At 74.0% G+C, this 23,160-nt stretch carries 15 protein-coding genes; 2 read left to right on the top strand and 13 right to left on the bottom strand.

Going from position 1 to position 23,160, the window contains the following annotated elements:
• Nucleotides 1-7: 7 nt before the first annotated feature.
• The 6 genes from GA0070623_RS30180 to GA0070623_RS27160 all read right to left on the bottom strand — a co-directional run bounded on the left by GA0070623_RS30180 (nt 8) and on the right by GA0070623_RS27160 (nt 7,375).
• Nucleotides 8-1,153, bottom strand: coding sequence for a substrate-binding domain-containing protein (locus tag GA0070623_RS30180; RefSeq protein ID WP_067312604.1), 1,146 nt, complete (start codon nt 1,151-1,153; stop codon nt 8-10).
• A 181-nt stretch (nt 1,154-1,334) separates the two neighbouring features.
• Nucleotides 1,335-1,703, bottom strand: coding sequence for a peptidase inhibitor family I36 protein (locus tag GA0070623_RS27180; protein WP_084261487.1), 369 nt, complete (start codon nt 1,701-1,703; stop codon nt 1,335-1,337).
• 217 nt (nt 1,704-1,920) lie between these two features.
• On the bottom strand, nt 1,921-2,721 hold the full coding sequence (locus GA0070623_RS27175; protein WP_067312607.1) for a hypothetical protein: 801 nt from the start codon (nt 2,719-2,721) through the stop codon (nt 1,921-1,923).
• Nucleotides 2,722-3,663: a hypothetical protein gene (locus GA0070623_RS27170; RefSeq protein WP_067312609.1), complete on the bottom strand. Its 942-nt coding sequence runs from the start codon at nt 3,661-3,663 to the stop codon at nt 2,722-2,724.
• Between the two features lie 80 nt (nt 3,664-3,743).
• A complete protein-coding gene (locus tag GA0070623_RS27165) occupies nt 3,744-6,455 on the bottom strand; it encodes a type 1 periplasmic-binding domain-containing protein (RefSeq protein WP_231932564.1) in 2,712 nt (903 codons plus the stop codon).
• Nucleotides 6,456-6,562: 107 nt separating this feature from the next.
• Nucleotides 6,563-7,375: an SGNH/GDSL hydrolase family protein gene (locus GA0070623_RS27160; protein WP_067312611.1), complete on the bottom strand. Its 813-nt coding sequence runs from the start codon at nt 7,373-7,375 to the stop codon at nt 6,563-6,565.
• Nucleotides 7,376-7,575: 200 nt separating this feature from the next.
• Between GA0070623_RS27160 and GA0070623_RS27155 the strand changes: the two genes are divergently transcribed.
• On the top strand, nt 7,576-9,114 hold the full coding sequence (locus tag GA0070623_RS27155; RefSeq protein WP_067312613.1) for a M1 family metallopeptidase: 1,539 nt from the start codon (nt 7,576-7,578) through the stop codon (nt 9,112-9,114).
• Nucleotides 9,115-9,808: 694 nt separating this feature from the next.
• On the opposite strand, the gene GA0070623_RS27150 is transcribed toward GA0070623_RS27155, so the two are convergent.
• Together GA0070623_RS27150 and gltB are read right to left on the bottom strand one after the other, a co-directional pair.
• Nucleotides 9,809-11,317, bottom strand: a complete 1,509-nt coding sequence (locus GA0070623_RS27150) for a glutamate synthase subunit beta (RefSeq protein WP_067314574.1) — start codon at nt 11,315-11,317, stop codon at nt 9,809-9,811.
• A complete protein-coding gene (gltB, locus tag GA0070623_RS27145) occupies nt 11,310-15,965 on the bottom strand; it encodes a glutamate synthase large subunit (protein ID WP_067314577.1) in 4,656 nt (1,551 codons plus the stop codon). Before gltB ends, GA0070623_RS27150 begins: the two co-directional genes overlap by 8 nt.
• A 146-nt stretch (nt 15,966-16,111) precedes the next feature.
• On the opposite strand from gltB, the gene GA0070623_RS27140 reads away from it, so the two are divergent.
• Nucleotides 16,112-16,954, top strand: a complete 843-nt coding sequence (locus tag GA0070623_RS27140) for a GNAT family N-acetyltransferase (protein ID WP_067314579.1) — start codon at nt 16,112-16,114, stop codon at nt 16,952-16,954.
• Nucleotides 16,955-17,326: 372 nt separating this feature from the next.
• On the opposite strand, the gene GA0070623_RS27135 is transcribed toward GA0070623_RS27140, so the two are convergent.
• From GA0070623_RS27135 to trpC, 5 genes are all read right to left on the bottom strand, one after another.
• On the bottom strand, nt 17,327-18,517 hold the full coding sequence (locus GA0070623_RS27135; protein ID WP_067314581.1) for an FAD-dependent oxidoreductase: 1,191 nt from the start codon (nt 18,515-18,517) through the stop codon (nt 17,327-17,329).
• An 11-nt stretch (nt 18,518-18,528) separates the two neighbouring features.
• Nucleotides 18,529-19,902: a prolipoprotein diacylglyceryl transferase gene (lgt, locus tag GA0070623_RS27130; RefSeq protein ID WP_231932563.1), complete on the bottom strand. Its 1,374-nt coding sequence runs from the start codon at nt 19,900-19,902 to the stop codon at nt 18,529-18,531.
• A 49-nt stretch (nt 19,903-19,951) separates the two neighbouring features.
• Nucleotides 19,952-20,761, bottom strand: coding sequence for a tryptophan synthase subunit alpha (trpA, locus tag GA0070623_RS27125; RefSeq protein WP_067315504.1), 810 nt, complete (start codon nt 20,759-20,761; stop codon nt 19,952-19,954).
• Between the two features lie 4 nt (nt 20,762-20,765).
• Nucleotides 20,766-22,001, bottom strand: a complete 1,236-nt coding sequence (gene trpB / locus GA0070623_RS27120; RefSeq protein WP_067315507.1) for a tryptophan synthase subunit beta — start codon at nt 21,999-22,001, stop codon at nt 20,766-20,768.
• 111 nt (nt 22,002-22,112) lie between these two features.
• On the bottom strand, nt 22,113-22,916 hold the full coding sequence (gene trpC, locus GA0070623_RS27115; protein ID WP_172898565.1) for an indole-3-glycerol phosphate synthase TrpC: 804 nt from the start codon (nt 22,914-22,916) through the stop codon (nt 22,113-22,115).
• Between the last annotated feature and the right edge of the window lie 244 nt (nt 22,917-23,160).

Raw genomic sequence — 23,160 nt, 5'->3', positions numbered from 1 at the left:
ACGCCGCTCAGGACGCGTCGTGCTGCCTGACACCCCTCGGGCCGGACACCGCCGTGGAGGCGTCGCCGAGCGGATAGATCATCGTGGGGATGTACGTCCTGACGTCCAGCGGCTCATGGTCCCGGAGCCTGAGCAGGTTGCTCACCGCCACCTCGGCCACCCGGCCGGACTCCTGCACGACGGTCGACCGGAACCGGGTGCCGCCCGCGTCGATCGTCGCGATCGCCTCACGGGTGCCGTCCACCCCGACGATGACCGGATCACCGATGCCTTCGCCCGCGGCCGCCCGCTTCTGCACCGCGTCCACCGCCCCGAGAGCCATCTCGTCGTTGGTGCAGAACACGACGTCCACGGCGGTGCCTCTGCGGTGGGCCTCCTGCAACATCTGGCCGACTATCCCGGCGGCCCGCCCACGATCGAACCGGCCCTGGCCGTTGACGGTGATCTCGACGGTTGCCACCTCTGCCCGGAGCCGGGCGGCAAAGGCGTCCTGCCGGCCGGAGTGCTCGTTGCTGCCGACCACCAGCACGCTCGGCGACGGCACACCCCGGTCCCGCAGAATCCGGGCCACCGACTCGGCCGACCGGGCACCGATCTCGGCATCCTCGCACCCGACGAAGGCGGCGTTCGGCGGAAAGTCGCGCACGTGCTCGAACGGCGACGAGTCGATGAACACGATCGGGATGCGCAGGCTCCGGCAGAACCGTTCGAACTCGACCCGGTTGGCCGCGCTGTCGGCGGCCATGACGAAGCCACCGAGGAAGGCCCGGGAGTTCCGCTTGAGCTCAGCGAGCTGTTGCAGCTGGCCGTGCCCGCCGTACTCGTACGGTGGGATCTTGAGGACGAGGTCGATACCGTGCCGGTCCAGCGACCGGACCAGGTTCTCCACCAGCTCGGCGACCCAGTGTTTCTGCACGAACGCCGAGACCAGGAGGAACACCTGTCGCCGGCCGGAGTGATGGCGGTAGCGGGTGACGGCGAACGCGGTCCCCGCGGCCGCGACGACCGCCGGCAGCACCAGCCAGGCCGACCTGGCCCACGCGGTGGCCGCCCACGACGCGTACGCCTTACCCGCGACGGCGAGGATCAGTCCGCTGACCAGCGATATCGACAACTCCCGGAGGAGCTTCTCACGCCGACCGCCGTCAATCACGCTGACACCTCATCGACACCACCCGGATCGGACGGTCATTGGCCACACCGCGTGGTGCGCCGTCCACGATAGAGGGTCGGACAAGGGAGCAAGGCGACGATGGTGCGGCCCGTTCCGAGACGGACGCGGCCCGCCCGCGGCCGCGGGGTGTTTCCCCGGCTGCGGGCGGGCGCGGTGCCGGTCAGTAGTCGTGCAGGGAGGAGACCCGGTTGTCCCAGGCGGAACCGAAGTTCTTGCCGCCGACGTACGGCTCGGAGTGCCGGACGTCACCGGAGTAGCCGGGCAGGTCCCAGAAGTCCCAGTGGTGACCGCTGTTGTTCCAGAAGCTCTCGATGTTGTTGTTCATACCGGTCGGGCCGTTGCTGTCACCCAGGTCACCGTCGCCGACCGCGAAGGCCGCCATGGTGCCGGAGCCGTTGGGGCCGGTGAACACACACATCCTGAACTGCGGGCAACGGTTGTAGCCCGTCGCCGCCTGGGCTGGCACGGCGCTGACACCCACCAGCGCCGCCGCCATCGACGCGGCGGCGATGACTTTCCTCAATGGCATAGGGCTCTCGTCTCATCGCGGTGAACACGGCGGGGGCACGGTGGTCGACGTGACCCCGGCCGTCCCTCCCCTGTGGCCGTACGCCCGGCAGGCGTCACCGCCGCGAGCATCCGGCCGTGGTGGGGGGCCGACGCCCGTCAGCATCGCAGATCCGCTCCAGTACCGCCGGGTGAGCGACCCACGACCGGTCCACCCAGGACGAAAGCCGGCTGTCCGGTCAGCCCAGGAAGCGGACCAGCAGCAGGACGACGCAGTACGTCGACGGCAGCAGCAGCGCGCAGATCACGAAGCCGAGCGGGGCGAACCGGGACGCGTCGGCACCGGCCAGGGCCGGTCGTCCCCACCGCCCGAGCACCAGCCAGCCGGTGACGAAGGAGATCAACGGCAGCCCGGCGCAGGTCAACGCGCCGAGGGTCACGCCGTCGACCAGGCCGGAGCCGTTGGCGACCACCAGCGCCAGCATGGCCAGCGCGCCGGTGGCGGCACAGCCCAGATAGACGGCGACCGCGCGGGCCGTCGGCGACCAGGTGGGCAGCAGCGCGGGCCGCCGGGCCAGCGCCTCGGCCCGCCCACCCAGCCGGTCCGCCTCGTCGACCAGGCGGCGGGCCTGCGCCAACGCGACCGCCGGATCGCCGTCCGCGTCGCCGTCCGCCCCGACGGTCGCGGCGGCGTCCCTACCGGCGGCGGAAGCCCCGACGGTCGCGGCGGCGTCCCTACCGGCGGCGGACGCCCCGGCGGTCGCGGCAATGTCCCTACCGGCGACGGACGCCGGACCGGAGCCGGGGGCACGGTCAGCGGCCGGGCCACGGTCGGCGGCGTCGACGACCGGGGACAGGCCGGCCGCCGCGCCGAGCTGGTCGAGGCGCTGCTCCTGGGCGGCCAGCCGCTGGCCCAGCTGGTCGACCCCGGCGCTCAGGGCACGGCGGCGCTCCGCCTCGGCGGCGGCACCTGACCCGCCCTCCCGGATCCGCGTCGAGAGCTGCCGGACGGCCGCCGCGTACTCGTCGTAGTCGGCCACTCAGCGCCCCTCCCCGGGCTGGTGACCGGCCCGGGTGGACCCGGTCCGGCGCTGCCCGGGCAGCGGGTCGGCCGGGTGCCCGGCGGTCTCCCGGCGCACCTGCGCGCCCAGCCGGTCGGCCAGCGCCCGCACCGCCGAGGCGGGCGGGTCGTCGTCGAGCAGCACCGGTACGGCCAACCCGGTGCCGTCGTCGCTGAACGGCTGCCCCGGCGGGTCGCCGATGCGGGCGTAACGTTCGTCGAGGCGTACCTCGGTGGTGCCGCCCAGCGCGGGTGCGGCCTGGCCGGGCGTGGTCACCGCGCGCCCGGCGAACAGCACGCACACCCCGGCCGCCGGCCCGGCGTGGGTGAGCGCGGCGAGCCGGGCCAGCTCCTTCGGGCCGGGCGCGGACGCGGCCACCACCAGCAGCAGTTCCGCCTCCCCCGCATCGGCGTGGGCGTGCGCCTCGGCGGCGTCCAGCAGCGCGGCGATCTCCACCCCGGTGGTGGCGACGGCGCCGAGCACCCCGGCGTCCCGCAACGGGCGCAGCGGGAGGAAGGTGGCCCCCCAGGCGGCCGGGTCGATGCCGACCACCCGCACGGTGCCCGGCGCGGCCGTGCTGAGCAGCCGCAGCACCAGCAGCCGCAGCAGCACCGCCACCCGGGGATCGCGGGCGTCGCGGTCGACCGCCAGGTGCCGGCCCGCGCCCAACGGCAGCAGCAGCGGGAACCGGCCCTCCGCCGTGGACGCCTCCCCGATCCGCACCGGTGCCGGCGCACCGGACGCCGACGGGGCGGCCAGCACGTTGGCCAGCCGGGACAGCCGGGCGACCAGATCGGCGGTGGTTTCCGGGACGGGCCGCCGGGACAGCCGGGCCAGCGCCGCGCCGGCCGCCGTCCACCGCTGCCGGGCCTGCCGGTGCACGGCGACCGCCTGCCCGTACGCGGACGCGAGCCTGCCCACCCACTGCCCCCCACCGACGCGCGGACGAAACGAGGGAACCCTAACGCCCCGCCGGGTCACGACGCACGGCCCGCCGCCGGTCAGACCGGCCGGCAGCCCGGGTCCGGCCCGCCGTCGGCGGCACCGCAGTGGAACACCTCGACCGGTTCGGCGGCGACGTCCGGCACCCGGGCCACCCGCAGCAGCGCCAGCCGCTTGGCGACCGGCTCGCCCGAGTCGGGGGCGTACCGGATCACCCCGGCCACCCCCGGGTAGCCGGTGGCGGCGTTCTGGCGCAGCACCTCGGCGTGCACGCCGACCGGGTTGACCGCGTGCGGATCCCAGCGCCAGCCGGGGTCGGCGTGCCGCAGCCGGGCGGCCAGGCTCTCCACCGCCCGCACCATCATCATCGCCGCGTCGTAGGCGAGGCTGACCCGCTCGCCGACCGGTACGCCGGCACCGTCGCGGCAGCGCGGCGGGTCGAGCAGGTCGGCCGAGCCGACCCAGTTCAGGAAGCTGCCCCGGGCGTCGTCCCCGGCGGCCTGTGCGGCCCGCAGCACGGCACAGGTGGCCAGTGCCGCCTTCGACACGTACGTCACGGGCAGGTTGCCCGGGGCGTTGACCCGCAACCCCGGGTTGGCCATGTACCGGTTGACCGAGTCGTCGCCGACCAGGTGCCGGGGCGGGTTGCCGCCGCACTCCTTCAACGCCCGCAGGAAGCCGTCGAACTCCGACCAGCGGCCGGCGAACACCAGCACACCCTGGTAGCCGCACTCGCTGGTCAACCGTCGCCCGACACTCCACTCGTCGAGCCGGGTCAGCCGGGTGCCGAACCGCTGGCGCAGCCCGTCGACCAGGGTGCCGACGTAGAGATCCTCGGTCAGGGAGCTGCGCTCGCCGGTGGTGTAGTAGACGTGCGCCTCGGTCACCCGCAGCACCTGCCGGGCGTACACCTCGATCATCCGGGCCTGATCGGCGTTCGGCGCGGACACCTGGAGGTAGAGGCTGGAGTTCTGCGACATCCGGTCGGCCGACAGGGTGGGCGCGAGCACCGGCAGCCCCACCCGGTTGAGTTCCCGCAACGCCGAGGCGGTGCTGGCCCGGCTCTCCACCAGCCCCACCACCCCGAGCACGGTCGGATCGTCGTGGGCCAACTCCTCCAGCATGGCCACCGCCGGCCCGGCGTGGCGCATCTGCCGGCCCCCGTTGGCGACCACCACGTGCAGCAGGGCCGCGCCGTCGGCCGCCGCCGACTCCTTGAGCAGCGCGTACTGGGCGGTGGCCAGGCCCTCCAGCTCCTCCCGTTCGGAGACGTACGACTCCTCGTCCGGCCGGGTCCGGTTGCCGGTGAGGGTGCCCAGGTAGACCAGGGTGAGGTAGGGGCGGCGGTGGTCGCTGCGCCGCCACACCTCCTCGGCGGCCCGGTTCTGCGCGAAGATCCGCCGCTGCACCGCCCGCAGCCGCTCCTGGCCGGGTTCGCTGTTGAACACCTGCGCCGCATGGTCGCTGTAGCCGACGCACTCCTCGGCGATCAACCGCACCCGCACCTGACCGGCCAGCGCCGGATGGCAGTCGGTCGTCCACCGGCTGTCCGCCCACACCCCGACCCCGGCCAGCAGGACCAGCACCACGGCGGCCGGCAGGAACCGGCGCGACCACCACGGCGGGTCGGGCGCGACCAGCGCGGGCGGAACCGCCCCGCGGGGCGGGGTGGCGTCGTCGGCGTCCGGTCGCAGCACCACCAGCCAGGCGGCGGGCCGCCGCAACCGGCGGGTCTCGGACACCGCCTCGGCCCACTCGTCGCACGCCTTGTCCGCCTCCCGCAGCGGGCGGGTGCCGGGCGTTTCCGGTGGCGGTTCGGCGGCGAGCGCCACGACCAGCAGCGGATCGTTGCGCCCGGTCTCGTTGCGGACGTCGTTGAGCAGCCGGACCAGGGTGTGCCCGACGCCGCCCACGGTCACCCCGTCGAGCAGCAGCACCGGGTACGCGGTACGCCGCCAGTCCCCGGGCCGCCAGACCCGTCGCCGGTACGCCTGCCGCAGGTCCTCCAGGAAGGCGTGCAGCAGCAGCTTGTCCACCTGGGCCGGTTGCTCGCCGTCGCGCCACCCGGCGGTGAGGCGTTCGGCGAACCCGAGGAAGGTCACCGACTGGCGGGGGGCCAGGTACTGCTGCCGCATGAACCAGCGGTACTGGCTCCCGACGGCCGGCACCCGGCCGGAGACGGCGATCCGGAACACCACGCTCGGCACCGCCCGGCGCAGCAGCCAGAGCAGCACCTGGAGCGCCGTGCCGACCCCCGACTCCCCGCTGACCTGCGGCTCCTCCACGGGACGCTGACCGCGCCGGTCACGCAGCCGACGGACCAGGTTGGCCCGCCCGCTGCCGGCGCCGTCGACGCCCACCTCGAGGGTCTGCTGCATCAGCCAGTCGGCCAGCGGATAGTGCCGGAACCGCAGCCGGGCCGCCCCGAACGCCTCCAACGACAACTGTCGGCGCAGCTCCCGCAGCAGGGCCGGGACGTCGGCGAGGTCGGGGCGGGCGGCCAGGTCCAGTACGGCGTGCGGCACCTGGCGACCCGCGCCCCGCCCGACGAACCGGCGCAGCAGGAGACCAGGGTCGCCGCCGGTGGCCGCCCGGACCAGCCAGAGCACCGGCAGCCGGCGGTCGTCCCGGCGGGGCCGGCGCAGCAGCCGGGTGAGCAGGGCGAGCAGCTCCGCGCCGCCGACCGGGGGGCCGTCCGCAGTGGGCGGCCGGGGCTGCGGGTCGTCCGCGGCCGGCGGCCGGGGCGGCGGCGGGGTCACCGGTTCGCGCATACGGGCACCTCCACCGTCGTCCGGGAGACCACAGGCCTCCCATTGTCGACGACGTCGGCAACAGACCGTGCCCGGTGCGGTGCCGCCGGTGACCCCGGCCGCGCCGGTCAGCGCAGCGCGGCGTCCAACGTGGGCAGGTAGCCGTACCGGTAGCCGTCGGCGTTCGGGTGGTACGCCTCGATGACGCCGCTGACGTCGCGGATCCACGGGGCGGCGGCGCAGACGCCGTGCCCGGTGAAGAACGGGCGGGCGTCGGCGAAGGTGGCCCCGGCCGCGGCGGCCCGGGCGGCGGTGACCGTGGCGAGCACGTCGGCGGCCTCGTTGAGGATGGTCCGCTTGTAGCTGCTCATCGCCAGCACACCGCAGGAGCCGGTCTCGAAGAGCCGGGGGTAGCCGAGCACCACCAGCCGGGCGTTCGGGGCCCGGTCACGGATCGCGGCGTAGGTGGCGTCGAGCCGGCCGGGCAGCGTGGCGGTGGCGAAGCTCTTGGCCTTGTCGACCGCTGCGGTGCAGTTCGCCGTGCTGCCGAACCGGCAACTGGTGATCACGTCGGCGAAGCCGGCGTCGTTGCCGCCGATGGTGATGGTGACCAGCGTGGTGGTGGCGCTCAACGCGCCGAGCTGCTTGCTGATCACGTCGGCGGTGACCGCGCCGCCGCAGGCGGGGAAGGCGAAGCTGGTGACCGCGTTGGCGGCGGCCCACAGCGGGGCGTACGACTTCTGGCTGCGCAGGCAGGTGGACAGGTCGTACGGTCCGGCGCCGACGCCGGAGGAGTAGGAGTCGCCGAGCGCCACGTAGTGGACGGTGGCGGCCTGGGCGGCGGTGGGGACGAGCACGACGCCGACGACGGTGGCGAGCAGGGCGGTCAGCGCGGTGACGGCACGGGCCAGGGCGCGGCGGGGTAGGGCGCGGTGGGGCATGACGATCCTCCAGGGGCAGGAACGGTGAAGCCTCTGGACCGCGCGCGTGGCCAAGGGGGTGAGGCTTTGTTACTAGTCGGTAATGCTAGCGAAACATCGACACAAAGAGAACAGCCGATCCCCACCCGTCCGGCGCGCATGGTTCCACCGGCGTCGATTAGGTTGTCGGTGCGAACACCCCGATGGAGGGAGTCCACCCCGTGCGACGTGTTTTCACGGCGGCCATCGCCGCCCTGACCGTCACCACCGCCGGCACCCTGGTGACCGGCACCCCCGGCCAGGCCGACGCCCGACCGGGCAAGAGCCGGTCGGTCGCGGTCTCGGCCGCCCCGAAACCCGGTAGCGCCGGGCTCGGCGACCCCTACTTCCCCGACTACGGCAACGGCGGCTACGACGTCGACCACTACGACGTCCGGCTCCGCTACGAACCGGCCAGCGACCGGCTCAGCGGCACCACCACCATCCTGGCCACCGCCACCCAGGACCTTTCCCGCTTCAACCTCGACTTCCTGCTCGACGTCGAGTCGGTGCGGGTCAACGGCTGGACCGCCCAGTTCGCCCGGGAGGGCGTCCACGAGCTGGCGGTCACCGCGCCGCGCGGCATCAGCACCGGCCAGGCGCTGACCATCGTGGTCACCTACTCCGGCGTCCCGTCGGAGACCCTGGTCGACGGCTACTCCGGCTGGACCCGCACCGCCGACGGCGCGCTGGCCGTCAACGAGCCCGAGTCGGCCTGGTGGTGGTTCCCGTCCAACGACCACCCGCTGGACAAGGCCACCTGGGACATCTCGGTCTCGGTGCCCACCGGCGTCGAGGTGATCAGCAACGGCGTCCAGCCCCGGCCCCCGCTGGCCGAAGCCGGCAACCGGCTGCGGTGGGGCTGGCGCAGCACCAGGCCCGGGGCCACCTACCAGGCGTTCCTGGCGATCGGCCAGTACGACATCGTCACCGACACCGCCCCGAGCGGGCTACCGGTGATCAACGCCTACAGCACCACGCTGGGCGACCGGGCTCCGGCCGCCCGGGCCAGCATCGAGCGGACCGCCGAGATCGTCGACTGGGCCAGCGGCATCTTCGGGCCGTACCCGTTCGAGGCGCTGGGGGGTGTCGCCGGGCCGATCGACGGCATCAGCTTCGCGCTGGAGACGCAGACCCGCCCGGTGTACGGTCCCGGCTTCTGGCGACGCGGCAGCAACCCGTACGTAGTGGTGCACGAGAACGCCCACCAGTGGTTCGGCGACTCGGTCTCGGTGACCAACTGGAGCAACATCTGGTTGAACGAGGGCTTCGCCTCGTACGCCGAATGGCTCTGGTCGGAGGCGCAGGGTGAGGGCAGCGCGCAGGAGCTGTTCGACTTCACCTACGCCAGCTACCCGGCCGACGACGGGTTCTGGCAGGTCCCGCCGGGCAACCCGGGTGCCGGCGCGGTCTTCGACGACGCGGTCTACGACCGGGGCGCGATGGCCCTGCACCAGATCCGGCTGGCCGTCGGCGACGACGCGTTCTTCCGGATCCTGCCGGCCTGGACCGCCGCGCACCGGTACGGCAACGGCAGCATCGCCGACTTCCAGGCGCTCGCCGAGCAGATCTCCGGCGTCGACCTGGACCCGGTCTTCACCACCTGGCTGTTCACCCCCGGCCGCCCCACCCCGGCCACCGCCACCCGCACCGCGACCTCCCCGGCGCAGCCGACGTCGTGGTCACGGATCCGGTCGGCGCACCAGCTGCTGGCGCGCTGACCGACCCCGGTTCGGGCTGCCTGCCCCCGGCACCGGGGCGGGCAGCCCGGACCGGCCCGGAACCGCCACCTCCGGCCCTCGGGTCGGCTTCGGCCCTCGGGACGGCTTCGGCCCGGGACGGCTTCGGCCCGGGACCGCTTCGGCCCGGGACGGCTGACATCGAGGTCAGAACGGGGTCAGGTTCGGGCCGACCCTGGTCGGCGTCGATCGGAGCGGCGTCGATCGGAGCGGGCTCGATCGGAGCGGGCTCGATCGGAGCGGGCTCGATCGGAGCGGGCTCGATCGGAGCGGGCTCGAGCCTGGCCGGAACAATGGTTCCGGAGAGCAATATGCCTGGCGGTCATAAAAATGCCTGCCAGGCATATCCCCTCCTGGAGTCACATGCTTCCGGAGAGCTGGCCCGACGCCCCGCGACACCAGGAGCCCGGACAGGTCGTGCCAGCGGAAGCGGCTGCGAGCCGACCCGGCGCACCGGCGAACGGCGGCCGAGTCGACCCAGCGCACCGGCGAACGGCGGCGGAGCCGCAGGGGCGGACCGTCAGCCGACCTGCAGACCAGGTCGGCTGACGGCCACCGATCGAACTGCCGGAAACGATGCAACAGCGGGCCGGTCCGACAGACCACAGGTCCGACAGACCAGCAGGTCCGACAGACCAGCGCGCCGGCCGGAGCCGTCGGGGTCAGCGGGCGGGGGTCAGCGGGCCGCGAGCGGTTGCCGGGCCGGATCGACCGGAGCCGGCAGCGAACCGACCCCGCCCAGGTAGGAGTGGATCGCCGCGGCGGCTGCCCGCCCCTCGGCGATCGCCCAGACGATCAGCGATGCGCCCCGGTGCATGTCCCCGGCGACGAAGACGCCGTCGGCGTCGGTCTGCCAGTCCGGGCGGGCGTCGACCGCGCCCCGGGCGTTGCGGACCACCCCGAACTGGGCCAGCAGCGGCTGCTCCTCGGTGCCCTCGAAGCCGATGGCCAGCAGCACCAGGTCAGCCGGGAGTTCCCGCTCGGAGCCGGGCAGCGCGGTGACGATCCGGCGGCCGTCCCGCCGCTCCACCGTCACCTCGGCGATCCGGACGCCCTTGACCTGGCCGGTGCCGTCGTCCACGAACTCCTGCACCGCGACCGCGAAGACCCGCTCGCCGCCCTCCTCGTGTGCCGGGTAGTTACGCAGCACCCACGGCCAGGTCGGCCACGGATCCCGCGCGGCGTCCCGGCCGTGCGGCGGCTCCGGGTAGAGGTCGAGCTGGTGGACCCCGGCCGCGCCCTGCCGGTGGGCCACGCCCAGGCAGTCGGCGGCGGTGTCGCCACCACCGATGATCACCACGTGCCTGCCGGCCGCGTCGATCGGCGTACCGTCGGGCAGCACCGCCGGGGCGGGCCGGCCGCCGCCGGCCGCCGCGACCACCCGGTTGGCGGCGACCAGGTGGGTCATCGCCTGGTGGACGCCGCGCAACTGCCGACCGGGCGTCTCCGGGGTGTCCCGACCCTGGAGCGCGCCGCAGGCCAGCAGCACCGCGTCATGCCGGGACCGCAGCTCCTCGGCGGTCACGTCGACGCCGACGTCCACCCCGGTGCGGAACTGCACACCCTCCGCGGCGAGCTGGGCCAGCCGCCGGTCGATGTGCTGCTTCTCCAGCTTGAAGTCGGGGATGCCGTACCGGAGCAGGCCACCGATCGCGTCGTCCCGCTCGTAGACGGTGACGGCGTGACCGGCGCGGGCGAGCTGCTGGGCGGCGGCGAGCCCGGCGGGACCGGAGCCGACCACGGCCACGGAACGACCGGTCGACGCCGGCACCGGACGGGGGTTCAGCCCGCCCCGGGCCACCGCCGCGTCGGCGATCTCCACCTCGACCTGCTTGATGGTGACCGGCTGCTGACCACCCAGGCCCAGCACGCAGGCCGCCTCGCAGGGCGCCGGGCAGAGCCGACCGGTGAACTCGGGGAAGTTGTTGGTGGCGTGCAACGACTCCACCGCGGCGTCCCAGGTCCCGGTGCGGACCAGGTCGTTCCAGTCCGGGATGCGGTTGCCCAGCGGGCAGCCGTCGTGGCAGAACGGGATGCCGCAGTCCATGCAGCGGGTGGCCTGCTCGCGGATCAGCTCCTCACCGGCGGGCGGGTAGACCTCACGCCAGTCACTGATCCGCACCGCCACCGGACGACGGGCCGGCAGCCGCCGGTCATAGCGCAGGAAACCGTTCGGGTCAGGCACGAGCCACCTCCTGGGCGACCACCCGCGTGGCGGGCGGCACCGACGCGGTCAGCGCAGACATCACCGCGTCGTCGACGTCGCGGCCGGCGGCTTCGGCGGCCTTCATGATCTCCATAACCCGGCGGTAGTCCCGGGGGACCACGGCCGTGAACTCCCCGACCGCCTCCGGCCAACGCTTGAGCAGCTCCGCGCCGACCGCCGAGTCGGTCTCCGCGACGTGCCGCTGCACCAGGTCGTGCAGCAGCTCCCGCTCGGCGTCGCGCAGCGGGGCCAGGTCGACCAGCTCCGCGTTGACCCGGCCGGTGTCCAGCCGGTGCACGTACGCCGTACCGCCGGACATGCCGGCGGCGAAGTTGCGGCCGGTCTCGCCGAGCACCACCACCGTGCCACCGGTCATGTACTCGCAGCCGTGGTCGCCGACGCCCTCGACGACGGCCACCGCGCCCGAGTTGCGGACCGCGAAGCGCTCCCCCACCCGGCCGCGCAGGAACAGCTCACCGCCGGTGGCCCCGTACAGGATGGTGTTGCCGGCGATGATCTGGTCCTCGGCGCGCTGCCCGGCGGTGGCGTCGGGGTCGACGAACGGCGCGGCGGCGTCCGGGCGGACCACGATCCGCCCGCCGGAGAGCCCCTTGCCGACGTAGTCGTTGGCGTCGCCGTGCAGCCGCAGGGTCACCCCGCGCGGCAGGAACGCGCCGAAGGACTGCCCGGCGGTGCCCCGCAGCACGAACTCCACAGTGTCGTCCGGCAGGCCGGCACCGCCGTGCCGGCGGGTCACCTCGCCGCCGAGCATCGCGCCGACACTGCGGTGCTCGTTGCGCACCGCCACCTCCACCCGGACCGGGCTGCCGTCGCGCAGCGCCGGCTGGGCCAGCGCGATCAGCTCGTTGTCCAGCGCCTGCGCCAGGCCGTGGTCCTGGGCGCGGACCCCGCGCCGGGCCGCGCCCTCGGGCAGCTGCGGGGTGTGCAGCACCCGGGCCAGGTCGAGGCCGTGGCCCTTCCAGTGCTCGATCGCCGGTACGACGTCGAGCACCTCGGTCTGCCCGATCGCCTCTTCGATGCTGCGGAAGCCCAGCTCGGCCAGGTAGCCCCGGACCTCCTCGGCGAGGAAGAGGAAGAAGTTCTCCACGAACTCCGGTCGGCCGGTGAAGCGTTCCCGCAGCACCGGGTTCTGGGTGGCGATGCCCACCGGGCAGGTGTCCAGGTGGCAGACCCGCATCATCACGCAGCCCTCGACGATCAGCGGGGCGGTCGCGAAGCCGAACTCCTCCGCGCCGAGCAGCATCGCCACCACCACGTCCCGGCCGGTCTTGAGCTGGCCGTCGACCTGCACGGTGACCCGGTCGCGCAGCTTGTTGAGCAGCAGCGTCTGCTGCGCCTCGGCCAGGCCCAGCTCCCACGGGGTGCCGGCGTGCTTGAGCGAGTTGAGCGGGGACGCGCCGGTGCCGCCGTCGTGCCCGGAGATCAGGATGACGTCGGCCTTGAGCTTGGCGACCCCGGCCGCGACCGTGCCCACGCCGACCTCGCTGACCAGCTTGACGTGCACCCGGGCGGCCGGGTTGACGCACTTGAGGTCGTGCACGAGCTGCGCGAGGTCCTCGATGGAGTAGATGTCGTGGTGCGGCGGCGGGGAGATCAGGCCGACGCCCGGGGTGGCGTGCCGGGTCCGGGCGATCCACGGCCAGACCTTGTTGCCGGGCAGCTGCCCGCCCTCGCCGGGCTTCGCGCCCTGCGCCATCTTGATCTGGAGGTCGTCGGCGTTGACCAGGTATTCGCTGGTCACCCCGAAGCGCCCGCTGGCGATCTGCTTGACCGCCGAGCGGCGGGCCGGGTCGTGCAGCCGGTCGACGTCCTCACCGCCCTCGCCGGTGTTGGACTTGCCGCCCAGCCGGTTCATCGCGATGGCCAGCGTCTCGTGCGCCTCGGCCGAGATCGACCCGTACGACATCGCCCCGGTGGCGAACCGCTTGACGATCTCGGTGACCGGCTCGACCTCCTCGATCGGCACCGCTGGGCGCAGCCCGGTCCGCAGGGTGAACAGCCCGCGCAGCGAACCGGCCTGGGCGGCCAGCTCGTCGACCTTGGCGGTGTACTGGCGGAACACGTCGTACTGGCGGCTGCGGGTGGCGTGCTGGAGCAGGAAGACCGTCTCCGGGTTGAACAGGTGCAGCTCGCCCTCGCGCCGCCACTGGTACTCGCCGCCCACCTCCAGGCGGGTGGAGCCGGCGGTGCCGGGGGTCGGCCAGGCCTGCCCGTGCCGGGCGGCGACCTCGGCGTGGATCCCGGCCAGCCCGATCCCGCCGATGGTGCTGGGAGTGCCCCGGAAGTAGCGGTCGACCAGGCGGGTGTCCAGGCCGACGGCCTCGAAGACCTGCGCCCCGCAGTACGACGACACCGTCGAGATGCCCATCTTGGACATGATCTTCAGGACGCCCTTGCCGAGCGCCTTGACGTAGTTGCGGACCGCCTTACCCGGCTCCACCCCGACCAGCGCGCCGGTGGCGATCATGTCCTCCACCGACTCGAAGGCCAGGTAGGGGTTGACCGCCGCCGCGCCGTACCCGATGAGCACCGCCGCGTGGTGCACCTCGCGGCAGTCACCGGACTCCACGATCAGCGCCACCTGGGTCCGGGTCTGCTCCCGCACCAGGTGCTGGTGCACCGCCGCGGTGAGCAGCAGCGACGGGATCGGCGCCAGGTCGGCGTTGGAGTCCCGGTCGGAGAGCACCAGGATGCGTACGCCGTCCTCGATCGCCTCGGAGACGTGCCGGCAGATCTCGGTCAGCCGGGCCTTGATGCCGGCCCCGCCGTCGCGGCTCCGGTAGAGCCCGGAGACCCGGACCGCCTTGAAGCCGGGCAGGTCGCCGTCCTCGTCGACGTCGAGCAGCTTCGCCAGCTCGTCGTTGTCGATCACCGGATAGGGCAGCACGATCTGCCGACAGCTCGCCGCGCCCGGGTCCAGCAGGTTGCCCTCCGGGCCGATGGTCGACGCCAGGCTGGTCACCAGCTCCTCCCGGATGGCGTCCAGCGGCGGGTTGGTGACCTGGGCGAAGAGCTGGTGGAAGTAGTCGTAGAGCAGCCGGGGCCGGGTCGACAGCGGCGCGATCGGGGTGTCGGTGCCCATCGAGCCGAGCGGCTCCGCCCCGGTGCGGGCCATCGGGGCGAGCAGGATCTTCAGCTCCTCCTCGGTGTAGCCGAAGGTCTGCTGCCGGCGACGCACCGAATCGTGGGTGTAGACCACGTGCTCGCGGGGCGGCAGGTCGTCCAGCTCGATCAGGCCGGCGTGCAGCCACTCGTCGTACGGCTGGGCGGCGGCCAGCTCGGTCTTGATCTCGTCGTCCGAGACGATCCGGCCGTTGACCGTGTCGACCAGGAACATCCGGCCCGGCTGGAGGCGGCCCTTGGCGACCACCGTGGCCGGGTCGAGGTCGAGCACGCCCGCCTCGCTGCCCAGCACCACCAGCCCGTCGGCGGTATGCCACCAGCGCCCCGGCCGCAGACCGTTACGGTCGAGCACCGCGCCGACGATCTCGCCGTCGGTGAAGGCGACCGACGCCGGGCCGTCCCACGGCTCCATCAGGCTGGCGTGGAACCGGTAGAACGCGCGCTTGTCCGGGCGCATCGCCGGGTCGTTCTCCCAGGCCTCCGGGATCATCATCAGCACCGCGTGCGGCAGGCTCCGGCCGGCCAGGTGCAGCAGCTCCAGCACCTCGTCGAAGTTGGCCGAGTCGGAGGCCGCCGGGGTGCAGACCGGGAACACCCGACGGATGTTGCCCGGTAGGTGCGGGCTGCGCAGCAGCGCCTCGCGGGCCTGCATCCAGTTCCGGTTGCCCCGGATCGTGTTGATCTCGCCGTTGTGCGCGATGAACCGGTAGGGGTGGGCCAGCGGCCAGGACGGGAACGTGTTGGTGGAGAACCGGGAGTGCACCAGCGCGATCGCGCTGTCGACCCGCTCGTCGGTCAACTCCGGGAAGTACTCCGGCAGCTGGTCGGGGGTGAGCATGCCCTTCCAGGTCATCGTCCGGGCCGACAGCGACGGGAAGTAGGCCGTCACCCCCCGCTCGGCGGTCTCCCGCTCGGCCTGCTTGCGCACGCAGAACGCCACCCGGTCCAGGTCGATGCCGGCCAGCGCGGAGCCGGCCGGACCGGCCGGGGTGTCGGTGAGCCGGTGCGCGGCCAGGAAGAGCTGCCGGATCCGGGGCATCGCCGCCAGCGCCGTCTCGCCCAGCCCACTCGGGTCGGTCGGCACGTCGCGCCAGCCCAGCACCTCGGCCCCCTCGACCAGGGCGTACTTCTCCACCACCTGACGGGCGCGGGCCTCGCCGCCGTCGTCGTCGGGGAGGAAGACCAGGCCGGTGGCGTACTGGCCGGCGGGCGGCAGCGGGAAGTCCACCACCGCGCGCAGGAACGCGTCCGGAACCTGGATCATGATTCCTGCGCCGTCGCCGGTGTTCTGCTCGGCGCCCCGGGCGCCGCGGTGGTCAAGCCGGCAGAGCGCACCGAGGCCGTTCGCCACCACCGCATGGGAACGCCGTCCGTACAGGTCGGCCACGAAGGCCACCCCGCACGCGTCATGCTCGTGCGCCGGGTCGTACAGACCGGTCGCGGACGGGACCGGCTGCGGGGTGTGCGGGTACGGAAGGGCCACCGGGTCTCCTGTCGTCACTCAGGTTGTTTCATGGTCGGGACGACGTCGGCCCTTGGCAGTCTGTTGAGTCTACGTTAGGGCGACCCGGGCGGGGCCAGTGCGGATTGATCACACCGTCCAGACTCTGGGACGTGTAGTCTCGCGCGGTGGATCCTGCACACCGCGATCTGTTCGACCGGTTGGAACGCTTCTACGACGCGGTGCCCCGGGACGCCGCCCACCCCGAGGAACACGGCGCGCTGGTGCTCTTTGTCCGGGATGGCGAGGGTTGGCCGTTCTACGCCCGGCCGCGCCTCGACACCACCACGGCACCCTCACTGGCCGACGTGCACGCCGTCCGCGAACGGCAACGGGAGCTGGGCCTGCCGGAGGCGTTCGAGTGGGTGCACGACACCACCCCGGACCTGCTCGCCACCGCCCGCGCCGCCGGGCTGAGCGTGCTGGAGGCACCGCTGATGGTGCTCGATCCGGCCGCCCTGCCCGACCCGGCGACGCTCACCGACGTACCCGTGCGGGTGCTCGACCCGGACGCACCCGGCTTCGCGCTCGACGTGGCGGCCCGGCGCGCGGTCGCCGCGGTGGGGTTCTCCGCCGCCGGCACCGCCCGCGGCGACGCCGGCCCCGAGCAGCGCGACGCCGCCATGACCGAACTCGACGTGGCCGCGCTGGACGAGGAGCGGCTCCGGATCGCCGACGGCCGGCGGCTGTCGGTCGTCGCCGGCACCCCCGCCGACGGCGCGCTGGCCAGCGGCATGGCCATGCGGGTCGACGACGTCGCCGAGATCGCCGGGGTGGCCACCCTGCCCGCCGCCCGCCGTCGCGGGCTCGCCTCGGCGGTCACCGCCACCCTCGCCCACGCCCTCCGCGACGCCGGCACCGACCTGGTGTTCCTCTCCGCCGGCAGCGAGGAGATCGCCCGGGTCTACCTCCGCGTCGGCTTCCGCCGCATCGGTACCGCCTGCATAGCCGAACCCACCGCCCTCCTCTGACCCCCCACCCCCTCGTCCTCCCCCACCGTGCCCCCCACCCTTCGCCCCGCCGGCCGGCCCGGATTCGGGTGATCAAGAGCTTTACGTCACGTGGGGGCGGCGCGTTGACCCGAACCTCTTGATCACCCCCGCACCCAGCCGGCCTGAGCAGGTGATCAAGAGCTTTACGTCACGTGGGGGCGGCGGGTTGACCCGAACCTCTTGATCACCCCCGCACCCAGCCGGCTTGAACGGGTGATCAAGAGGTTCGGGTCACCTGGGGCGGGTGGGGTGACGTAAAGCTCTTGATCACCGAGGCCGGCGGCGCGGGGAAGGAGCGGCGGCGCGGGGAAGGAGCGGCGGCGCGGGGAAGGAGCGGCGGCGCGGGGAGGGTCAGGAGGAGGGTGGGGGGCGCCAGGCGGCGGCGGTGGTGGCGGCGCCGGAGAGCAGGCGGGGGCTGAGGGTGCCGAGGGCCGCGTCCCGGGCGCGCAGGGCCAGCCGGCCCCGGGTCTGGAGCACCGCCGACATCCGGCGGGTCTGCCGGACCACGGTGGCCGCGCGGGGACGACGCAACCGGTCGTACGCCTGCACGGCGTCGGGGAGACGGGACTCCCGCAGCAGCGACGCCAGGGTGGCCGCGTCCTCGAAGGCCAGGCAGGCGCCCTGTCCCAGGTGCGGCGGCATGGCGTGGGCGGCGTCGCCGAGCAGCACCACCCCGCCCGGCCCGGCCGGAAAGCCGTACGACCGGGGCAGCGGGCGCAGCTCGCGGATCTCCTGCTGGACCAGGTCGGCGGGTTCGGTCGCCGCCAACAGCTCGCCGATCGGCGCGGGCCAGCCGGCGAACCAGCGTTTCAGCAGGGCGAGCTGTGTCCGGGGCGGCTCAGGCCGGGGCGCTCCGGCGGCGGTGGCGACCCAGTAGATCCCGCCCCGACGCGACCCCCCGGAGGAACCCCGTTCGCCCAGCGACGCGGCCACGAACCGGTAGCCCGCGCCCAGCACCTCACCGCCGACCGGTTGGTCGCCCGGCAGGCTCGCCCGGTACCAGGGGATCACCGCCCGCCAGGCGGCACAGCCGGAGCTGACCACGGAGGCCTCCGGGGCCAGCTGGCGGCGCAGCACGCTGTCCGTGCCGTCGGCGGCGACCACCAGGTCCGCCTCGACGAACCGCCCGTTGCACCCCACCCCGGGCCGTTCCCCGGCATCCGCCCGGACGCTGTCCACCCCGACCCCGGTCCGCAGCTCGACCCGTTCCCCGAGGCCGGCGATCAGGGCGTCGTGCAGATCCTCCCGGTGGACGACCACCGGCATCCGGTCGGCCGGGGTGGGCCGGGGCTGCACCAGCCAGTGGCCGTCGGGGCGACGGATGCCCCCGTCGGGCAGCGGGGTGGCGATGGCATCCAGACCGGCCCCGAGGCCGAGCACCTGCAACGCGCGTACCCCGTTGGGCCAGAGCACCACGGCGGTGGGCTCCGGGCGCACCCGGTCGGCGCGTTCCAGCACGGTGACCTGCCACCCCGAGCGGGCCAGCGCACCGGCCACCGCCAGACCGCCGAGCCCCGCCCCGACCACCACCGCGCTGCGCATGCCGCGCCCGCTCAGCTGTCCCGGTCGGTGGGGCGGTCGCCCCTGCCGCCGGCACCGGCAGGGCCGCTGCCGGCACCGGACCGGTCGCCGGTCGCGGCGGAACCGTCGCCGCCGACGGTGGGCCGGTCGCCGGTCGCGGCGGAACCGTCGCCGCCGACGGTGGGCCGGTCGCCGGTGGCGGCGGGGCCGTCGCCGCCGGCGGTCGGGACGTCACCGGTCGCGACGGACGGGTCGGTCGTCGCGGCGGACGGGTCGGCGGCGTCCGCGGGGCGGTCGGTGGTCACCGAGGTCCGGGCCGCGTCGTCCGGGGCCGGCTCCGCGACCCCGTCGCCGGTCGCCGGCACGTCGTCCGCGCCGGGTTCGTCGGGCCGCACCCCGGTCTCCCGGTACGTGGTGAACTGCTCCTCGTCGACCACCTGGTACCCCACCGGGGCGACCGCCGCCGGGGATCCCTTTCCGGTGCGGGACAGGTCGACCTGGGAGACGTCGGCGCCGGTCGCCGCGACGGCGGGGGCGGGAGCCTCGATCGGGATCAGGAACTGGCGCGGCCCCCGTACCCGCAGGAAGTAGATCAACGCGCCGACGAAGACCAGCCCGGCGGTCCACACGTTGAGCCGTACGCCGAGGATGCGGTTCGCCTCGTCGCTGCGCATCAGCTCGATCCAGAACCGGCCGGCGGTGTAGCCCATCACGTAGAGCGCGAAGGCCCGGCCGCGCCCCAGCTTGAACCGGCGGTCCACGGCGAACACCAGGCCGGCGACGCCGAGGTTCCACAGCGCCTCGTAGGCGAACGTCGGATGGTAGAGACCGGGCTCCAGGATGGGCTGGTTGGCGTCGTCGCGCAGCGCGTGCCCGGGATTGTCCGGGTCCATCCGGTGGATCTCCAGGCCCCACGGCAGGCTGGTCCGCCCGCCGTACAGCTCGTTGTTGAACCAGTTGCCGAGCCGGCCCACCGCCTGGGCCAGCGGCAGGCCCGGGGCCAGCGCGTCGGCCACCACCGTGAGTGGGATGCCGAGCTGCCGGGCGGCGATCCACGCGCCGACCGCGCCACCGGCGACCGCCCCCCAGATGCCGAGGCCGCCCTCCCAGATGGCGAACGCCTTCCACGGGTCGCCACCGGTGCCGAAGTACTTCTCGGGCGAGGTGATCACGTGGTAGATCCGGGCCCCGATGATGCCGGTCGGGACCGCCCACACCGCGATGTCGAGCACCGCGCCGGGGGCCACCCCGCGCCGGCGCAGCCGGTACTCGGTCACCAGACAGGCGACCACGATGCCGGCGACGATGCAGAGGGCGTACGCCCGCAGCGGGACCGGCCCGAGCTGCCACACGGCGGTCGTCGGGCTGGGCAGCGCCGCCAGGGGCGTCATCGAGACGAGGGTCACGGGTGCACAGGCTACCGCTGCGGCGCCCCACCGTGGCACCCCGGTCCGGTCACGCCCCCGACCCGACCGCCCGGACGCCCTCGGCGAGTTCGGCGGAGAGGGTACGCAGGGCGGTCAGCCCGGCGTCGAGATCCGGTGCGTCGAGCAGCCGGCGGATCAGCGCGCTGCCCACGATCACCCCGTCGGCGTACCCGGCGACGGTGGCCGCCTGCGGGCCGGTGCCGACGCCGAGCCCCACCCCGACGGGCAGCTCGGTGACCTCCCGCAGCCGGGAGACCAGCACCGGCGCGGCGTCCGAGGTCTGCGACCGGGCCCCGGTGACCCCCATGATGGCGGTGGCGTAGACGAAGCCCCGGCAGTGTTCGACGGTCATCCGCAGCCGGGCGTCGGTCGACGACGGGGAGACCAGGAACGTCCGGTCCAGCCCGTACGCGTCCGAGGCGGCCAGCCACCCGTCGGCCTCCTCGGGGATCAGGTCGGGGGTGATCAGTCCGGTGCCCCCGGCGGCGGCCAGGTCCCGGGCGAACGCGTCCACCCCGTACTGCTCGATCGGGTTCCAGTAGGTCATGGTGACCACCGGGGCGCCGGTGGCCGCGACCGCCTCGACGATGCGCAGCGTGTCGGCGGTGCGGACCCCACCGGCCAGCGCTATGTCGCTGGCCTTCTGGATCACCGGGCCGTCCATCACCGGGTCGGAGTAGGGGATCTCCACCTCGATGACGTCCACCCCGGCCTCGACCATCGCGGTCATCGCGGCGATGCTGCCCTCGACGGTGGGGAACCCGGCCGGCATGCAGCCGACCAGGACGGCCCGCCCGTCGGCACGGGCCTTGTCGAAGGCCACCCCGATCCGGCTCACGGTCTCACTGCTCCTTGTCGAGGATGCCGAAGTACTCACCGGCGGTGTGCACGTCCTTGTCGCCCCGGCCGGAGAGGTTGACCACGAGGACCGGCTCCCGGCCCAGCTCGGCGGCGAGCTGCGGGGCGACCTGCACCGCGCCGGCCAGCGCGTGCGCGCTCTCGATCGCCGGGATGATCCCCTCGGTGCGGCAGAGCAGCTCGAACGCGGCCATCGCCTCCCGGTCGGTGACCGGCAGGTAGCGGGCCCGGCCGCTGTCGTGCAGCCAGGCGTGCTCCGGGCCGACGCCGGGGTAGTCCAGGCCGGCGGAGATCGAGTGCGACTCGATGGTCTGACCGTCGGCGTTCTGGAGCACGTACGTGCGGGCGCCGTGCAGCACCCCCGGGGTGCCGCCGGTGATGCTGGCCGCGTGCCGGTCGGTGTCCACGCCCTCGCCGCCGGCCTCGAAGCCGTACAGCCGCACGTCGGTGTCGGGGACGAAGGCGTGGAAGATGCCCAGCGCGTTGGAGCCGCCACCGACGCAGGCGAGGACCGCGTCCGGGAGCCCCCCGGTGAGGTCGAGGCACTGCCGGCGGGCCTCGTCGCCGATGCCGCGCACGAAGTCCCGGACCAGCTCCGGGAACGGGTGCGGGCCGGCGGCGGTGCCGATCAGGTAGTGGGTGTCGTCGACGTTGGCGACCCAGTCCCGCATCGCCTCGTTCATCGCGTCCTTGAGGGTGCGCGAGCCGGTGGTCACCGGGACGACGGTGGCGCCGAGCATCCGCATCCGGGCCACGTTGAGCGCCTGCCGCTCGGTGTCCACCTCGCCCATGTAGACCACGCACTCGAGGTCGAACAGGGCGGCGGCGGTGGCGGTGGCCACCCCGTGCTGGCCGGCACCGGTCTCGGCGATCACCCGCCGCTTGCCCATCCGTCGGGTGAGCAGCGCCTGGCCCAGCACGTTGCGCACCTTGTGCGCGCCGGTGTGGTTGAGGTCCTCCCGCTTGAGCAGCACCCGGGCGCCGACCTTGGCGGAGAACCGCTCGGCGGAGTACAGCAGCGAGGGGGTGCCGGCGTAGTCGCGCAGCAGGGCGTCGAACTCGGCGCGGAACTCCTCGTCGGTCATCGCCTTGCGGTATGCCGCGTCCAGCTCGTCGAGCGCCGCGACCAGCGCCTCGGGGACGAACCGGCCGCCGAACCGGCCGAAGTGGCCGGCGGAGTCGGGGAACTGCCCGGCCGGGGTCGACACGTCGGCGCTCATGCCGCCGCTCCCCGGCCGGTCGCGTGCCGACGCGCCGTCGTGTCGCCGGTGACGAATCGCTCACGCTCGCTCATCGCGATGTCCTCTCGCTGCGCGGATCTGCCCGTCGGGTCAGCGCGCCGGGCGGGGCGTGGCCGGGTGGTTCCCGGCGTTGACCAGCTCGGCGACCGCCTCACGGGGGCTCTTCTGGGTGACCAGTCCCTCGCCCACCAGGACGGCGTCGGCGCCGGCCGAGGCGTACCGGATCAGGTCGTGCGGACCCCGCACGCCGGACTCGGCGATCTTGACGACGCTGCTGGGCAGGCCGGGGGCGATCCGCTCGAACACGGACCGGTCGACCTCCAGGGTACGCAGGTTGCGGGCGTTGACCCCGATCACCTGCGCGCCGGCCTCCAGCGCCCGGTCGGCCTCCTCCTCGGTGTGCACCTCGACCAGCGCGCACATGCCGAGCGACTCGATCCGCTCCAGGAGCCCGACCAGGGCGTTCTGCTCCAGCGCGGCGACGATCAGCAGCACCAGGTCGGCCCCGTGCGCCCGGGCCTCGTGCACCTGGTAGCTGGAGACCACGAAGTCCTTGCGCAGGACCGGCACGTTGACGGCGGCACGGACCGCGGCCAGATCGTCGAGCGAGCCGCCGAACCACCGTCCCTCGGTCAGCACGCTGATCACCCGGGCGCCGCCGGAGGCGTACTCCCCCGCCAGCTCGGCCGGGTCGGCGATCTCGGCCAGCCGGCCCCGGCTCGGTGAGGAGCGCTTCACCTCGGCGATCACGGCCACGCCGGGCTTGCGCAGGGCCGCGTACGCGTCCAGCGGCGGCGGCGCGGCGGCGGCCAGCTCGCGGATCCGCTCCAGCGGAACCTGCTCCTGCCGCCGCGCCACGTCCTCGCGGACGCCGGCCAGGATCTCGTCGAGCACGCTTCCGGACGCCGCCGAACCGGCCCCGTCCCCCTCTGCGTGTGCATGATCAGCAGTCACCAACGGACTCCCCTCTCCGGGTGTCATGGGCCGATGCTAGGGCGCGCCACCTGGCGACATGTGCCGGGGGTATGGCGCTCCTCACGAGATGGGCTGTGGCATGATGCCCGACCTCCGGTGAACGGAATGTCACGCAGCGCCACCGTACCCGTCGGGCGGTGTCATCGACATCCGTCGTCCGGGG

The organism is Micromonospora rifamycinica, assembly GCF_900090265.1.
In the GTDB taxonomy this organism is placed as follows: Bacteria; Actinomycetota; Actinomycetes; order Mycobacteriales; family Micromonosporaceae; genus Micromonospora; species Micromonospora rifamycinica.
The sequence above is the reverse complement of the archived record's forward strand: the minus strand, read 5'-3'. Positions and strand labels throughout refer to the sequence as shown.

Excerpts from the sequence above, each read along its gene's own strand:
- GA0070623_RS27165 (WP_231932564.1), bottom strand. The coding sequence starts at position 6,455 with ATGCGCGAACCGGTGACCCCGCCGCCGCCCCGGCCGCCGGCCGCGGAC.
- GA0070623_RS27160 (WP_067312611.1), bottom strand. The coding sequence starts at position 7,375 with ATGCCCCACCGCGCCCTACCCCGCCGCGCCCTGGCCCGTGCCGTCACC.
- GA0070623_RS27180 (WP_084261487.1), bottom strand. The coding sequence starts at position 1,703 with ATGCCATTGAGGAAAGTCATCGCCGCCGCGTCGATGGCGGCGGCGCTG.
- GA0070623_RS27135 (WP_067314581.1), bottom strand. The coding sequence starts at position 18,517 with ATGCGCAGCGCGGTGGTGGTCGGGGCGGGGCTCGGCGGTCTGGCGGTG.
- trpB (WP_067315507.1), bottom strand. The coding sequence starts at position 22,001 with ATGAGCGCCGACGTGTCGACCCCGGCCGGGCAGTTCCCCGACTCCGCC.